Origin of the sequence: Mesorhizobium sp. M0904 (assembly GCF_040319475.1) — a bacterium.
Classification (GTDB): domain Bacteria; phylum Pseudomonadota; class Alphaproteobacteria; order Rhizobiales; family Rhizobiaceae; genus Mesorhizobium.
Map to the genome: position 1 here is coordinate 267934 of NZ_JAMYOC010000001.1, position 15437 is coordinate 283370.

A 15437-nucleotide genomic window follows, 5' to 3' on the forward strand; every position below is an offset into this window, starting at 1 on the left:
AGCCCCGCTCAAAAGGTCTGGTTGTAGGCGCCGACTTCGGGGCTGCGGCGCAGCACCGCATCGACGGCTTCGAACATCTGCCGGCGCCGCTCGGATGATACCGGGCTTTCGACCACCACCACAAGCTCCGGCTTGTTCGATGATGCTCGCACCAGCCCCCAGGTACCATCCTCCGCCACGACCCTGACGCCGTTGACGGTGATCAGTTCGGCGATCTTCTGGCCGGCGAAGACCGCGCCGTCGTTCTTCATCTTGCGAAAATCGCCTACGACGCGCTCGACGACGTCGTATTTGAGCTCGTCGGCGCAGTGTGGCGACATGGTCGGCGTGCCGAACGTCAGCGGCAGATCGCGGTAGAGATCGGCCATGCTACTTTGCGGACTGCGATCCAGCATCTGGCATATGGCGATGGCCGTTACCAGGCCATCGTCATAGCCGCGGCCGATCGGCGGATTGAAGAAGAAATGGCCCGATTTCTCGAAACCGGCGGCGGCGCCGAGTTCGGCGACGCGCCGTTTGATATAGGAGTGACCGGTTTTCCAATAGTCGGTGACCGCGCCATTTTCCCGCAACACCTTGTCAGTCATGAACAATCCGGTCGACTTGACGTCGACGACGAAAGTCGAGCCGGGATAGAGGTGCGAAATGTCGCGCGCCAGCATGACACCGACCTTGTCGGCGAAGATCTCGTTTCCCTCATTGTCGACCACGCCGCAGCGGTCGCCGTCGCCGTCGAAACCGAGCCCGACATCGGCGCCCGTTTCCAGCACCTTGTCGCGAATGGCGTGCAGCATCTGCATGTCTTCGGGGTTTGGATTGTAATTGGGAAATGTATGATCGAGCTCGACGTCGAGTGGGATTACGTCGCAGCCGATCCTTTCCAGTGCCTCGGGAGCGAAAGCCCCAGCGGTGCCGTTGCCGCAAGCGGCCACCACCTTGAGCTTCCTGGAGATACGCTTTCCCGCTGTCAGATCGTCAAGGTAGGTTTTGCGGAAGTCCGCAACGAAGTCATAGGAGCCGCCACCGACAAGATCGAAATCGCCGGACAGCACGATCGCCTTCAACGCACTCATCTCCTCCGGACCAAAAGTCAGCGGGCGCGCCGCGCCCATCTTGACGCCGGTCCAGCCATTCTCGTTGTGCGAGGCAGTGACCATGGCGACGGACGGGGTGTCGAGCGCAAACTGGGCGAAATAAGCCATCGGCGACAGGGCCAGCCCGACATCCTTGACCCGTGCGCCGGCTGCCATCAGCCCGGAAACCAGCGCCAGCTTTATGGCAAGCGAATAGGAGCGAAAATCGTGGCCGGTGACGATGTCGGGCCCGGCACCCAGGCGACGGATCAGCGTGCCGAGCCCCATGCCGAGCGCCTGAACGCCGATCAGATTGAGTTCCGGCGTTTCGTTCGAGCCGGGATGGCCGAACCACCAGCGCGCATCATATTCGCGAAACCCGGACGGCTTGATCAGCGCCGAGGTTTCAAACTCAAAAGTGTTTGGTCTGACATCGCTAACGATCTTCATCGACAAGGCTGCAAACTCCAGGCTGCTGAATCAGGTGCTTCGAGGCAAGGCGACGGTTACCCAGAAGCCCTTTAAGCCGTGTTTGTGCGACAGGAAACTGAAACCTGTATGACGTGGCGGCGAAAGCGAAAGAAATGCGACAGAAGCGCCTCCATTGACGCTTGCAGTAACCAAACGCGGCGGCTATAAGCCCGCGGTCTGGTCACGGAGTGTAGCGCAGCCTGGTAGCGCACATCGTTCGGGACGATGGGGTCGCAGGTTCAAATCCTGCCACTCCGACCAGAAAAAACAGCGGCTTAGCTGTTTTTGTTCCCGACACAGCCACCATCCGCCGCAGTTCTGACCAATCGCGCTATGCGCTCAGGCGAAATCGCGTGACATCGATGGCCGCGGCCATCAGTGTCTGTGTGTAGGTTGCCTGCGGATTGCTGAAGATCGCCTCGGCCGGTCCCTCCTCGACGATCTTGCCCTGTTTCATGACGATGATGTAGTCGGCCATGGCGCGCACGACGGCGAGGTCGTGGCTGATGAACAGATAGGACAGCTCGTGGTCGGCCTGCAGCTTGCGCAGCAATTCGACGATCTGCTTCTGCACGGAGCGGTCCAGCGCCGAGGTCGGCTCGTCCAGCACCACCACTTTAGGCTTGAGTATCATGGCGCGCGCAATGGCGATGCGCTGCCGCTGGCCGCCGGAGAATTCGTGCGGATAGCGGTTGCGCGTGTTCGGGTCGAGCCCGACTTCTAGCAATGCATCGACCGCGCGGAGATCGCGCTGCCTGCCCGACAGATTGGGCTCGTGGACCAGCAGCCCCTCGGTGATTATCTGGCCGACGGTCATGCGTGGCGACAGCGAGCCGAATGGATCCTGGAAGACGAGCTGTAATTCGCGCCGCAGCGGCCGCATCGCCTGGCGATCGGCGTGGGAAATGTCGCGGTCGCCAAGCCGGATGATGCCGTCGCTGGGCAGGAGCCGCAGCAAGGCGCGGCCGAGCGTCGATTTTCCCGAGCCGGATTCGCCGACGATGCCGATCGTCTGGTTGCGCTTCAGCCGTATCGAAATGCGATCGACGGCGCGCAGCAGCAGCGGCTCGCCGCCAAGAAATCCGCCGCCGATCTTGAAGGTCACCTCGACGTTCCTGCCTTCAAGCAGGACAGGGGCATTCGGCGGCGGCGGCGCCTTGGTGCCGGTCGGTTCGGCGGCAAGCAGCATCTTGGTGTAGGCGTGCTGCGGGTTGGCGAAGATCGCTTCCGCTTCGCCCTCCTCGACCACCTCGCCATAGCGCATCACATAGACCCGATCGGCAAAGCGCCGGACGATGCCGAGGTCGTGGGTGATGAAGACGATCGCCATGCCGAGCTTGCGCTGCAATTCGGCGAGCAGCATGAGGATCTGTGCCTGGATGGTGACGTCGAGCGCGGTCGTCGGCTCGTCGGCGATCAATATGTCGGGGTCGTTGGCCAGCGCCATGGCGATCATGACGCGCTGGCGCTGACCGCCCGACAACTCGTGCGGATAGGATTTCATCCGCCGCTCCGGATCGGGAATATGGACCAGCCGCAGCAGCTTGAGCGCCTCCTCGCGCGCCGCTGCGGCGCCCAGCCCGCGATGCTTGCGGATCGGCTCGATCAACTGGTTGCCGATCGAATAGAGCGGGTCGAGCGACGTCATCGGCTCCTGGAAGATCATGCTGATCTTGCGGCCGCGGATCTTGTTGAGCTCGGGCTTGCTCAAGGTCAAAAGATTGCGGCCGCGATAATCGACGGTGCCGCTGGCCTCGCCGTTCGAGGCGAGCAGGCTCATCGCCGCCATCATCGTCTGGCTCTTGCCGGAACCGGATTCGCCGACGACGGCGACGGTCTCGCCTGATTTGACGTGGATATTGATGCCCTTCACCGCCTCCACCACACCGTCGAGGGTGCGGAAGCGGACCCGAAGGTCCTTGACGCTGAGGATGGTTTCGGAAGCAGCCATCTCTCAACGATCCTTCGGGTCGAGCGCGTCACGCAGGCCGTCGCCGACGAAATTCAACGCGAACAACGTCGAGACGAGAAAGAATGCCGGGAACAAAAGCAGCCAGTTGGCCGAGCCGATGTTCTGGGCGCCGACCGAGATCAGCACGCCCCAGCTTGTCATCGGCTCTTGGACGCCGAGCCCGAGGAACGACAGGAAGCTTTCCAGGATGATGACCTGCGGCACCAGCAGCGTCATGTAGATCACCACCGGCCCGAGCAAATTGGGGATGACGTGGCGCAGCAAAATGCCACGCTGTCCGACGCCCATCGCCTCCGCCGCCTGGACATATTCCTGCCGGCGGATCGACAGCGCCTGTCCGCGCACGATGCGCGCCATGTCGAGCCACAGCACCGCGCCGACGGCCAGGAACATTAGCACGAAGTTCCTGCCGAAAAACACCACCAGCATGATGACGAAGAAGATGAACGGCAAAGAATAGAGCACGTCGACGACACGCATCATCACCTCGTCGACCCTGCCGCCGGCAAGGCCGGCGGTGGCGCCGTAGAGCACGCCGATGACCACGGCCACAATGCCGGCAAGCAATCCGATGGCCAGCGATATGCGCCCGGCCATCAGCGTTCGCGATAGCAGATCGCGGCCGGTGTTGTCGGTGCCGAACAGGAAATATTGCTGCTTGATCGAGGCACTCATCACCATTTCGAGACCATCCGGCGATTTGCTCTCGATCTTTGTGTCATCAAAGGTATCGGAACGATCAAGGTAGCGAATGTTGCGGTCGTCGATCGGCTTGGACGATCTGACGGTAACGAACACACGGCTGCCCTCCTGCCGCCAATCCTTGATGTCGACGCGCATACGCCTGATCGCCTCATCGAGAGCGCCTTCGATCATGTCGGCCTGCGGATAGGCGGAGAAGCTCGGCGGCGTGCGCACATAGTCGGCATAGATGGTGGTATACTGGTGCGGCACGAAATAGGGCCCAAACACACTGATGACGGTGATGAAGGCAAGATAATACAGACTGAACATGGCCGCGCGATTGGCCTTGAGGCGCGCCCAGGCGTCACCCCACAGGGATCGGCCGACGACCGGTGCGGCAACTGCGATATCAGTCATAGCGCACCCTCGGATCGACGACACCATAGAGGACGTCGACGATCAGGTTGAAGACAATAGTGAAGAGCGCGATGACCACCACCGTTCCCATAACCAGAGTGTAGTCGCGGTTGAGCGCGGCAACGACAAAATGGCGGCCGATGCCCGGTATAGAGAAGATGGTCTCGACGATGATCGAGCCGGTGAGAAGGGCTGCAGCTGCCGGACCGGTAAAGGAGACGATCGGCAGGATGGCGCCGCGCAGCGCATGCTTGACGACGACTGACCAGTCGGACAGGCCGAGAGCGCGCGCGGTACGGATGTGATGCGAGTGCAGCGATTCGATCATCGAGCCGCGCATCAGGCGGGCAACGATGGCGATCTGCGGCAGAGCGAGCGTCAGTACCGGGCCGACCTTGTTGATAAGGGCTCCATCGCCCCAGCCACCGATCGGCAGCAGCTTCCAGGTCAATCCGAATACAAGCTGGATTACCGGGGCGATGACGAAGGTCGGAATGGTGCTGCCGGCGGTCGCCAGCGCGATCACCGAATAGTCGGCAAGCTTATTCTGGTTGAGCGCGGCAACAGTGCCGAGCACGCTGCCGAGGAGCAGCGCCAGAACGAGTGCCGAAGCGCCGAGTTGGATCGAGATCGGCAGGCCCTCCCTGAACAACTCGCCGACGGTAAAATCCGGCATGTTGTAGCTGGGACCGAAATTGCCGCGCAGAAGATTGCCCAGATAGTGGACGTACTGCAGCCAGAGCGGATCGTTGAGGCCGAACTGGGCTTCGAGATTGGCCCTGATCTCGGGGCTCAGACCCCGCTCCTGGTTGAACGGGCCGCCCGGCGCGACACGTATCAGGAAGAACGCCATGGTCACGATGACGAACAGCGTCGGAATGGCGGTCAAAAGCCGCCGGAATACGTAACGCAGCATCGGTGCCCCGCTTGATCCAGAGCAGCGCGCGTCCGGCTGGACGATTGCGCTCTAGCCTTCAAATCTTCGCACCGACATTATCGAAAATCGATTCCGGTTTCCGGGCCGATGCGATGGCAAACCAGCACCGCCGCGCATTGAGTTGCGCGGCGGCCTGGCTAAGGGATCAGTCCTTGCTGATGAAGCGGGACGGATGGATGTCCATCACATTGTCGTCGAAGCCATGCAGCTTCGAGGAAACGATATCGTGGTAGCTATAGTAGAGAAGCGGGATCTCGCCGACGTCGTCGACGAGGATGCGCTCGGCTTCGGCGAGTTTCTTCATACGCTCTTCGGGCTTGCCGCCCGCGGCGGCCGCCTCGTCCATGGCTGCCTCGAATTTCGGACTGTTGTAAACCGAATAGTTGTTGCCGCTGGCCTTGCGAGAGATGCCGAGAAAGGTTTCCGGATCCTTGTAGTCGGCGATCCAGGCGGCACGCGCCACGTCATAATCACCCTTCTGCTCGAGGAAGGAGTAGTGGGTCTTGGTGTCGGTGTTGAGCAGCGTGACCTCGACGCCGAGCGGCTTCAGCTGTTCCTGGATGGCGACAGCGGTGTTCTTGTGGTTCTCCGAAGTGTTGTAGCGGATCTGCATCTTCAGCGGATGCTCGGGCGTATAGCCGAGCTTCTCCAGGATTTTCTTGGCTTCGTCTTCGCGGTCGATCTGCGGCATGTCGGCGTATTTTGCCAGAGCCGGCGTGTAGCCTTCGATGCCCGGAGGTACCATCGAATAGCCGGGCAGCATCGAATTCTGCCAGACTTTTTCGGCCAGGAAGTCGCGATCGATCGCCATAGAGATGGCGTTGCGCAGTTCGACATTGTCCCACGGCGCCTTGTCGGTCTTGATCGCATAATAGTAGATGCCGAGATATGGCCCGACGCGGACCTGGTCGCCGAATTTGGCCTTGAGATCTGCGAGCTGTTCGGTCGGCAGGTCACCATAACTGTCGAGTTCGCCGGCCTCGAAGCGCTTCATCGCTGACGAGCGATCCTCGGTCGGGATGTAGTTGACCACGTCGAACTTGACGCTCGCGGCATCCCAGAATTTCGGATTCTTGACCAGCTTCAGATGGTCGTTGGGAATCCACTCCGCCGCTGTAAAGGCCCCGTTGGAGACCAGCTTGCCTGCCTTGATCCAGTCGGCGCCAAGCTTTTCGATGGACGCCTTGTTAACCGGATAGGTCGCCTGATGGGTCAGCATCTCCAGGAAGTAAGGCGTTGGCGCCTTGAGCGTGACTTCGAGAGTATTTGCGTCAATCGCCTTGACGCCCATATCCTCCGGCTTACCCTTCTTGGTGTTGACTTCCTCGGCACCCTTCACTGGATAGAGCATGGAAGCGTATTCCGCAGCGGTGGCCGGATCTTCCAGCCGACGGAACGAATAAACGAAGTCGTCCGCCGTCACCGGGCTGCCATCCGACCAGAGGCCGTCCTTGCGCAGCTTGAAGGTGTAGACAGTGCCGTCGTCGGACACCGTCCAGCTTTCGGCGGCGCCCGGAATGAGATTCGTCTTCTGATCATGCATGACGAGGCCCTGGAACAGGTCGCGTATGATATCGGCTTCGTAGACCGTCGAGGTCTTGTGCGGATCGAGCGTCTCCGCTTCGGCGGCGGCTCCGCGGTTGTAGACGGTCTCGGCGAAAGCCGGCGTGTAGAACGTACCGGCGGCCAAGACCATGGTCGTGGCGAATACCGTCGCCTTCAGCACATGTTTCAACATGGAGTTCTCCCTAATGACGTCGCCCTTCAGCCACGTCTCTAAGCGTTGACGCCCCGAAACCGATTGGCTGGTTCCTTTCGAGCGCGCAGCCGGTTCCCTTTCCGGCAGCTGGTGACCAAACAGTAACGTGGAGATTTTTTATTTCAACAGTCTCTCGGGGTCACCCAAAGTAAGGCGCCGGGACAGTCGTCTTGCGAACGGCCAATTAAGGATCGAAACCATGGGCTTGGCTGCGTTTCATCGCCCTGAAAACGCCCGTCCGCGGGAGATAATCTGGCGGATCATTTCAGTTTGCGGGAATGTCTTAATTGGTTCTTAGTCAACCATGGGTTACATATTTGGACGGGTTCGGCACATCCCTCTTAAGTTCCGTGGACAAGGGCAATGGATAAGACAGACAGTAAAACTGTCTCATTAGCGGCAAAAAACACACGTCGAATAAGGACAAATCTACGCAAAATTGGAGATGAGTCCGGAACTTCCGCGATCGAATTTGCCCTGCTTTCACCGGTTTTCATCCTGCTCTTGCTCGGAATGGTTGCATATGGTATCTATTTTGGTGCAAGCAACTCCTTGCAGCAGATCGCCGCCGATGCCGCCCGCACTGCGATTGCCGGATTGAACCAAACCGAGCGCCAGGCGCTGGTGGCGAGTTTCGTCAAAAACAATGCCAGTGGATACCCGTTCGTCGATTCCGGCAAGCTGACCTATCAGGCGACGGACAGCACGGCCGACGGAAATCAGTTCGTCGTGTCGATCCAGTACGATGCCAGCAACCTGCCGATCTGGAACCTGTTACCAAGCCTTGCGATGCCGCAAACCACGATCACACGCAGGTCGACCATCAGGATTGGAGGCATTTGAATGTCGCAGTTCTTGCTGAGGGGCATCGGCCGGATCGCTCGCTCGATGGTTGGCGACGAGAAGGCGAACTTTGCCGTCATGACCGCGCTCATAGCGCCATTCGCCCTGGGGCTTGCGGCCTTCGCCGTCGACGAAGGTTCGATCTACACGGAGCGCAGGGAAGCCCAGGCGATGACGGATCTGGCGGCGATCACCGCGGCGTCGAACATCAACAATATGGAAGCCGCGGCAGTAACCACGCTCAGTGACAACCGAATGCCCGGCATCATTGTTCAAAAGCCAGGTCAGACAATCGTCCCCACGGCTGGGAAAACCGTCGTGTCCGTCACCGGCGGTCGATACTCAGCGGCTTCCTCCGTTGGTGTCGACAAGCGCTTCGAAGCCGGTAAAACGCCGTACAACGCCGTTCGCGTCACCCTGCACAAAATCCCCGCCCGGTATTTCGCCAGTTCGCTCATCCCTACTCCGGTTATCGGCACCGAAGCCATTGCCAGCGTGACCCCGCAAGCGATGTTCTCGGTCGGGTCAAGGCTCCTCAGCGTCAATGGCGGCATCCTTAACGCGCTTCTAAGCAAGTTGCTGGGCGGCAACATCTCGCTCAGCGTCATGGACTACAACGCGCTGATCTCGGCCGACGTCAACGTGCTTTCGTTCGTCGATGCCCTTGCCGTGCAGTTGCAACTGACAGGTGTCAGCTATTCCGACGTGCTGGCGTCAAAAGCGACGGTAGGCCAGATCGCGACCGCCATGGCCAATGCGTCCGGGTCGGGCAGCGCCAGCAAACTTGTGCTGCAGACGATCGCGTCAAGGGCCACGAACACGGTCAAGATACCCCTCAGTCATCTTATCGATCTTGGCCCGATCGGTAAGCTCGGCCTCGGACAAAAGTCTCCCGGCTTTTCCGTCGACGCAAGCGCAATGGGCATGCTGGGTGCCGCCGCCTCGCTGGCCAATGGCTCAAACCAGGTCCAGGTCGATCTCGGCGCCACTATTCCGGGACTTACCTCCAGTACGCTCGCCATCGCCATCGGTGAACCGTTGCAATATTCACCCTGGCTGGCCGTAGGTGAAAAAGGCACCGTGGTGCGCACCGCGCAGACACGAATCAAGCTGGTCACCACAGTCGGCATCGGCAATTCCAATCTCGGCGGCGGCATCAGTCTGCTGTCCGTCAATCTGCCTCTGCATGTCGAAGTCGCCTATGCGGAAGCCAAGCTGACTGACATCAGCTGCCCGACGGGCCGGCCGGACAGCATCAAGGTCTCGATCGCCGCGCAGCCAGGCGTGGCCTCGCTGCACCTTGCCGCCAGCGACGCCGACAACAATCCATCGGCCTTCGCCGATTTCAGCAATCCGCAATCGTTCTCCGACACCACGATTGCCCAGGTAAGCGTGAAGCTTCTGCTGCTTACCCTCAATCTGCTCGATGTGAAGGGTTCTTCATCACTTGCCATCACCAACAACGATCCGACCACATTGACCTTCGACAGCACCGATATCGCCAACAAGACGATAAAAACTGTCGCCACAAAAAACCTGACGCAATCACTCACGACATCGCTGGTCAGTGGCCTCTCGCTCTCCGTCAATGCACTGGGCCTCGGGCTGGACGTGACGGCCCTGCTCGGAACGGTTAAGCCGGCGGTGGTAACGGTTCTGAACGGCGTGACGGCGCCGGTCGACGCACTGGTCTACAACGTGCTTGCGGCGGTCGGCGTGCATGTCGGCGAGGCCGATGTGCGGGTTGTCGGCGCGACTTGCGGGCGCTCCGTGCTTGTTCAATGAGATGATGAAATAGAGCTCAGCCGATCTGGCCGAAGAAGCAGCCCAGCGGCGGCAGCGACAGAGTTCTTTCCTGCAAGACGCCGGCAGCACCGCCAAGATCTCTCGGCTCAATCGCTTCCAGATCCGGTGGCAATTGCCAGCCGGCCGGCTCGTCGGCGAAATTGAAGACACACAGCAGCTTTTCGTCACCGCCTTCGCGAATGAAAGCAAGGACGTCGCCTTCGGCATCGAGGAACCGGATCGAGCCTCGAACCAGCGCCGGATGCTGCTTGCGCAAGGCCAGCATCGCCCGGTAGCTCGCCAGGACGGAGGTTTGCTCGCCATTCTGGACGTCGACCGCCCGGGCGCGATGGCTTGCCGGGACCGGAAGCCACGGCTTGCCGGTTGAAAAGCCGGCATTGTCGGCGACAGCCTCCCAGACCATCGGCGTTCGGCACCCGTCCCGCCCCTTGATTGCCGGCCAGAAGCGGATGCCGAAGGGATCGCGCAAATCCTCGAACGCCAGTTCGGCCTCCTCCAGCCCGAGTTCTTCGCCCTGGTAAAGGCAGATCGATCCGCGCAAGCAGGAAAGCAGCACGATCGAGAATTTCGCCACCCTGTCCGGATCGCCGCCCGGCCTTGTCCATCGACTGACGTGGCGCACGACATCGTGGTTGGAGAACGCCCAGCAAACCCAGCCGTCGAACACCTTACTCTCGAAGGCCTCGACACAGCCACGCACATGCGACGCCGAGAATTGCGGGCCGAGCAGATCGAACGTGTAGGACATTTGGAGCTTGTCGCCACCGCCGGTATAGGCGGCGAGTGTCTGCAAGGAACGAGTTTCGTCGCCAATCTCGCCGACAGCGACGCGGCCTTCATACTCGTCAAGCAAGGCCCGGAAGCGCTTGAGAAAAGTAAGGTTTTCCGGCTGGCTCTTGTCGAACAGATGCTCCTGATAGAGATAGGGGCTGGTTGCCGTATTGGAGCCGGCGACGCTTTCCGCCAAAGGCGGGTTGCTGCGCAGCCAGCGGTCGTGGACGTAATAGTTGACCGTATCCAGCCGGAAACCGTCGACGCCGCGCTCGAGCCAGAACCGCACCGTTTCCAGCAAGGCGTCCTGCACCTGCGGGTTGTGGAAATTCAGGTCCGGCTGCGAGGCGAGGAAATTGTGCAGGTAATATTGCCTGCGCGTCGCATCCCATTCCCAGGCCGGTCCGCCGAAGAGCGACAGCCAATTATTGGGGGCGGTGCCGTCGGGCTTCGCATCGGCCCAGACGTACCAGTCGGCCTTGGGGTTGTCGCGGCTCGTGCGGCTTTCGACGAACCATTCGTGCCGATCCGATGAGTGCGACAGGACCTGGTCGATGATCACCTTCAGGCCCAACCGGTGTGCCTCGGCAACCAGCGCGTCGAAGTCCTCTGATGTGCCGAACATCGGATCGACGGCGCAGTAATCCGAAACGTCGTAACCCATATCGGCCATTGGTGACTTGAAGAAAGGCGACAGCCAGACCGCGTCGACCCCGAGCGATGCGACATGGGCCAGCCTCGAGGTGATGCCGCTGAGATCGCCGCTGCCGTCGCCTGTCGTGTCCTGGAAGGAGCGCGGGTAAATCTGGTAGATGACGCAGCCGCGCCACCATTCGGCATTGTCAGCCATCATAGCTTCCCCCTGCGCGCTCCTGCCCGGCCCAGTGTTCAATCATGAACATGACCGTTCGCCCAGGCACCGGCCGTGAGATGTCGCCAGTGTCCGTTTCGATGGCTGGGCGCCAGTGAAAACCCGCCCGTTCCGGCAGCGTGAACACGCAGGCCCGGCGGTCGCCGTTGATGACCACCGCAAGGCGACTGTTCTCACCGCTACCGAGAACCATGACCACCCGGTGCCGCCTGGCATCGTGCCAGGCTGCTTCATCCAGCGGCACGCCGGTTTCCGTCAGCCAGACGACGTCAGGTATTTGCGAGCCGGCCGGCAGTTCTCCGGTCAGGAAGCTGGTGTCCGAAAGCGCCGGCGCGGCACGACGCATCTTGGCGAGCAGAGCCGTGTACCGCTCCAGCGCCCGGTCGCGCCCGGACCAGTCGAGCCAGGTAATGTCATTGTCCTGCGCGTAAGCGTTGTTGTTGCCGCGCTGCGTGCGGCCGAACTCGTCTCCGGCCGTCAGCATGATCGTGCCGCGCGAGGCAAAGAGCGTCGCCAGCAGCGCGCACTGGTCATCGAAACGGGCCGTAACGATTGACTGGTCGTCCGTCTGACCCTCGACGCTATTGTTCCAGGACAGGTTGTCATCGTGACCATCGCGGTTCTGTTCGCCATTGGCCTCGTTGTGCTTGTGCTCGTAGGCAACGATATCGGCCAGCGTCATGCCGTCATGCGCAGCGATGAAATTGAGGCTTCGGCTCGTTGTCTGGCCTGCTTTGGAAAAGACGTCGGACGAACCGGCAAGCCGCGTCGCCAGCGCACCGATCATGCCGCCGTCGCCGCGCCAGAAGCGGCGGATATCGTCACGGTATCTGTCGTTCCATTCTAGGAAGGGCGGCGGAAAATTGCCGAGCTGATAGCCATCCGGTCCGACATCCCAAGGTTCGGCGATCAGCACCCGGTCGCCAAGAACAGGGTCGTTGCGAATGGCGTTCAGCAGCGGCGCATCGGCGTCGAAAACGCCGTCGCCGCGGCCGAGGATCGGCGCCAGGTCGAAGCGGAAACCGTCGACGCCGGCGCGCTGGACAAAGTGGCGAAGCGTGTCGAGGACCATGTCCCGGACGACCGGACGGTCGCAGGCCACCGTATTGCCGGTTCCGGTGTCATTGACCAGCGCGCCGTTGGCCTCGTGCCGGTAGTAGGCGCGGCTGTCGAGGCCGCGCAGCGACAATGTCGGGCCGAGCCGGTCGCTTTCGCCGGTGTGATTGAACACCAGGTCGAGAATGGTGCCGATGCCGGCCTCGCGCAGCGCAGCGACCGTTCCGCGCAACTCGGCCAGACCGCCGGGCGCCAGTCGCGGATCGAGCGCCATGAAGGTCACGGGATTATAACCCCAGGCGTTGCGCAGCCCGAGCGGCGGCAAATGCCGTTCGTCGATCGATGCCGTCACCGGCATCAACTCAACGGCTGCAACACCGAGTTTTTGCAGATGCTCTACAACAAGGGGGTGAGCGAGAGCTGCAATGGTGCCGCGCTGCTTCTCGGGGATGTCCTTATGCAGCTTTGTGAAGGCGCGTACCGGCACTTCGTAGATTAGGCCGCCGGGCCGAAACAGCGGCGGCAAGGCGGGCAAGGGTTCCGGCAAGGCGCCGGCAACGGCCTTCGGCATCAGCGGCGCGGTATTGGCCCCCTCGCCCCGGCGCGCGGCCAGTCGGCCGTCATAGACATAAGGCCTGTCGATCTCGACGGCGTAGGGATCGGCCAGCAGCTTGTCGGGATCGAACCAAAGGCCCTGCTCCGGCGCGTAGTCGCCATCGGCGCGGAACCCGTATCGGGTGCCGGCGGCGAGACCGGCAACAAAAAGCGCGTGAACGCCCTCGCCTTCCGACTGGAGTTGCAGCCGGTCGATTTCGCGGTTGCCGCGCTGATCGAAGATCGAGACCCAGATGCGCCGAGCCGACGAGGACCATGCGGCGAAGCGGATGCCTTCTTTGGTGATGGTTGCGCCGAGTTGGCTCATACGGCGTCTCCTTCTCCCCTTGTGGGAGAAGGTGGATCGGCGCGCAGCGCCGAGACGGATGAGGGGTGCTGGAAGAAACGAGGCATGGGCGATTTGTGCAAAGGTGTGCGCCAAGCTGGAACACCCCTCATCCGACCGAGCTTCGCTCGGCCACCTTCTCCCACAAGGGGAGAAGGGGGAGCCTCGCAACGCAGGCCGACTCAGACGGCCGGCTGTCAACCAAAGTCACGTAATCACGCTCGGCTTGGCGCGGCCGGTATGGCTGCGAATCCCGGCGATATCGTCGGCCGCCGCAATCAGGTCGGCAAGTGCCTCCTGGGTGTCCAGATTGTGGCGGCTGTTGTCCGGCTCGTAGCGCTCGACATAAAGCCGCAGTGTCGCGCCGGAGGTGCCGGTGCCGGACAGGCGGAAGACGACGCGTGAGCCACCTTCGAACAACACCCTGATGCCCTGGTTCTTGCTGACCGAGCCGTCGACCGGATCGTGATAGGCGAAATCATCGGCGGTGGCGATCGTCATGCCGCGCACGCTGGTGCCAGGCAGCGAGCCGAGCTTGGCGCGCAGCTCGTCGACAAGCGCGTTGGCACGATCGGTCTCGATCTCCTCGTAATCGTGGCGCGAATAATAGTTACGGCCATAGGCCGCCCAATGCTGGGTAACGATCTGCTTGGCGCTTTCACCGCGCACGGCAAGGATGTTGAGCCACAAAAGCACGGCCCACAGGCCGTCCTTTTCGCGTACATGGTTGGAGCCGGTCCCCGCACTCTCCTCGCCGCAGATCGTCGCCATGCCGGCGTCGAGCAGATTGCCGAAAAACTTCCAGCCGGTCGGCGTTTCATAGATGCCGATGCCGAGCTTTTCGGCGACACGGTCGGCAGCACCGCTGGTCGGCATCGAACGGGCTATGCCTTTCAGCCCGGCCTTGTAGCCCGGCGCCAGATGGGCGTTGGCGGCGAGCATCGCCAACGAATCCGACGGGGTGATGAAAATGCCCTTGCCGATGATCAGGTTGCGGTCGCCATCGCCATCAGAGGCAGCGCCAAAGTCGGGCGCATTCGGGCCCATCAACTCGTCGTAGAGGTGTTTTGCATGCACCAGATTGGGATCGGGATGGTGGCCGCCGAAATCCGGCAGCGGAATGAAATTGCGGGCGGTGCCGTTCGGCGCGCCGAGCCGGTTTTCGAGGATCTCCTTGGCGTAGGGGCCTGTCACCGCATGCATGGCGTCGAAGCGCATGCGGAAGCCCGATTTGAACAGCGCCCGCAAGGCCTTGAAGTCGAACAGGCTTTCCATCAGATCGGCATAGTCGGCAACCGGATCGATGATTTCGACGGTCATGTCAGCCGCCTTGACCGTGCCGATCGTGTCGATGTCGACCGGCCCGATATCGGCGATCTTGAAGCTTGAAATCGCCTTGGTTTTTTCGAAGATCGCGTCGGTCAGCTTTTCCGGCGCCGGGCCGCCGTTGCCGGCATTGTACTTGATCCCGAAATCCTCATGTGGGCCACCCGGATTGTGGCTGGCCGACAGGATGATGCCGCCGAAGGTCTTGTATTTGCGGATTACATGCGAAGCGGCCGGCGTCGACAAGATGCCGCCCTGCCCGACCATCACCTTACCGAAGCCGTTTGCCGCGGCCATGGCGATGGCCTTCTGGATGACCTCGCGGTTATAAAAGCGGCCGTCGCCGCCGATCACCAGGGTTTTGCCATCGAATCCATCCAGCGCGTCGAAGATCGACTGGATGAAGTTCTCGGCATAGTGCTCCTGCTGGAACACCGGGACTTTCTTGCGCAGCCCGGAGGTGCCGGGTTTCTGGTCGGGATAGGGTTTGGTGGCGACGGTGCGGATCATC

The 15437-nt window shown here is 61.3% G+C and carries 10 protein-coding genes and 1 tRNA gene; 3 read left to right on the forward strand and 8 right to left on the reverse strand.

What is annotated here, in order from left to right; translation table 11 throughout:
- Positions 1-8: 8 nt before the first annotated feature.
- Complete coding sequence (locus NKH80_RS01425) at positions 9-1523, reverse strand: phosphomannomutase/phosphoglucomutase (RefSeq protein ID WP_502900892.1); 1515 nt, start codon at positions 1521-1523, stop codon at positions 9-11.
- Positions 1524-1728: 205 nt separating this feature from the next.
- On the opposite strand from NKH80_RS01425, the gene NKH80_RS01430 reads away from it, so the two are divergent.
- A tRNA-Pro gene (locus NKH80_RS01430) sits at positions 1729-1805 on the forward strand.
- Positions 1806-1875: 70 nt separating this feature from the next.
- Here the strand turns inward: NKH80_RS01430 and NKH80_RS01435 are convergent.
- The 4 genes from NKH80_RS01435 to NKH80_RS01450 form a co-directional block, all read right to left on the reverse strand.
- Positions 1876-3495, reverse strand: coding sequence for an ABC transporter ATP-binding protein (locus tag NKH80_RS01435; protein ID WP_352989155.1), 1620 nt, complete (start codon positions 3493-3495; stop codon positions 1876-1878).
- A 3-nt stretch (positions 3496-3498) separates the two neighbouring features.
- Positions 3499-4617 (reverse strand): ABC transporter permease, encoded by a 1119-nt coding sequence (locus NKH80_RS01440; RefSeq protein ID WP_254819905.1) that lies wholly within the window; start codon positions 4615-4617, stop codon positions 3499-3501.
- The gene (locus tag NKH80_RS01445) at positions 4610-5533 is read right to left on the reverse strand and encodes an ABC transporter permease subunit (RefSeq protein WP_352507586.1); all 924 of its coding nucleotides are present in this window, start codon (positions 5531-5533) and stop codon (positions 4610-4612) included. The genes NKH80_RS01440 and NKH80_RS01445 overlap by 8 nt, the downstream gene beginning before the upstream one ends.
- A 166-nt stretch (positions 5534-5699) precedes the next feature.
- Positions 5700-7292, reverse strand: a complete 1593-nt coding sequence (locus NKH80_RS01450) for a peptide ABC transporter substrate-binding protein (protein ID WP_352989158.1) — start codon at positions 7290-7292, stop codon at positions 5700-5702.
- 384 nt (positions 7293-7676) lie between these two features.
- Here NKH80_RS01450 and NKH80_RS01455 point away from each other — a divergent pair, with 384 nt between their 5' ends.
- Positions 7677-8156, forward strand: a complete 480-nt coding sequence (locus tag NKH80_RS01455; protein ID WP_352507584.1) for a TadE/TadG family type IV pilus assembly protein — start codon at positions 7677-7679, stop codon at positions 8154-8156.
- A gap of 45 nt (positions 8157-8201) precedes the next feature.
- Complete coding sequence (locus NKH80_RS01460; protein ID WP_352989356.1) at positions 8202-9941, forward strand: pilus assembly protein TadG-related protein; 1740 nt, start codon at positions 8202-8204, stop codon at positions 9939-9941.
- A 16-nt stretch (positions 9942-9957) separates the two neighbouring features.
- On the opposite strand, the gene bglA is transcribed toward NKH80_RS01460, so the two are convergent.
- From bglA to NKH80_RS01475, 3 genes are all read right to left on the reverse strand, one after another.
- Entirely contained in the window at positions 9958-11586 is a 1629-nt protein-coding gene (gene bglA / locus NKH80_RS01465; RefSeq protein WP_352687669.1) for a beta-galactosidase BglA, read from the reverse strand.
- Positions 11576-13582 carry a glycogen debranching protein GlgX gene (gene glgX, locus NKH80_RS01470; RefSeq protein ID WP_352989162.1) on the reverse strand — a complete coding sequence of 669 codons (2007 nt, stop codon included), beginning with the start codon at positions 13580-13582 and terminating at the stop codon, positions 11576-11578. Before glgX ends, bglA begins: the two co-directional genes overlap by 11 nt.
- A 225-nt stretch (positions 13583-13807) precedes the next feature.
- Complete coding sequence (locus tag NKH80_RS01475; protein ID WP_352989165.1) at positions 13808-15436, reverse strand: alpha-D-glucose phosphate-specific phosphoglucomutase; 1629 nt, start codon at positions 15434-15436, stop codon at positions 13808-13810.
- Position 15437 lies beyond the last annotated feature (1 nt).

Bases quoted from the DNA above. Each gene is read 5' to 3' on its own strand.
- NKH80_RS01425 (WP_502900892.1), bottom strand. From the start codon at position 1,523: ATGAAGATCGTTAGCGATGTCAGACCAAACACTTTTGAGTTTGAAACC.
- NKH80_RS01435 (WP_352989155.1), bottom strand. From the start codon at position 3,495: ATGGCTGCTTCCGAAACCATCCTCAGCGTCAAGGACCTTCGGGTCCGC.
- NKH80_RS01440 (WP_254819905.1), bottom strand. From the start codon at position 4,617: ATGACTGATATCGCAGTTGCCGCACCGGTCGTCGGCCGATCCCTGTGG.
- NKH80_RS01445 (WP_352507586.1), bottom strand. From the start codon at position 5,533: ATGCTGCGTTACGTATTCCGGCGGCTTTTGACCGCCATTCCGACGCTG.
- NKH80_RS01450 (WP_352989158.1), bottom strand. From the start codon at position 7,292: ATGTTGAAACATGTGCTGAAGGCGACGGTATTCGCCACGACCATGGTC.
- NKH80_RS01455 (WP_352507584.1), top strand. From the start codon at position 7,677: ATGGATAAGACAGACAGTAAAACTGTCTCATTAGCGGCAAAAAACACA.
- NKH80_RS01460 (WP_352989356.1), top strand. From the start codon at position 8,202: ATGGTTGGCGACGAGAAGGCGAACTTTGCCGTCATGACCGCGCTCATA.
- bglA (WP_352687669.1), bottom strand. From the start codon at position 11,586: ATGATGGCTGACAATGCCGAATGGTGGCGCGGCTGCGTCATCTACCAG.
- glgX (WP_352989162.1), bottom strand. From the start codon at position 13,582: ATGAGCCAACTCGGCGCAACCATCACCAAAGAAGGCATCCGCTTCGCC.
- NKH80_RS01475 (WP_352989165.1), bottom strand. From the start codon at position 15,436: ATGATCCGCACCGTCGCCACCAAACCCTATCCCGACCAGAAACCCGGC.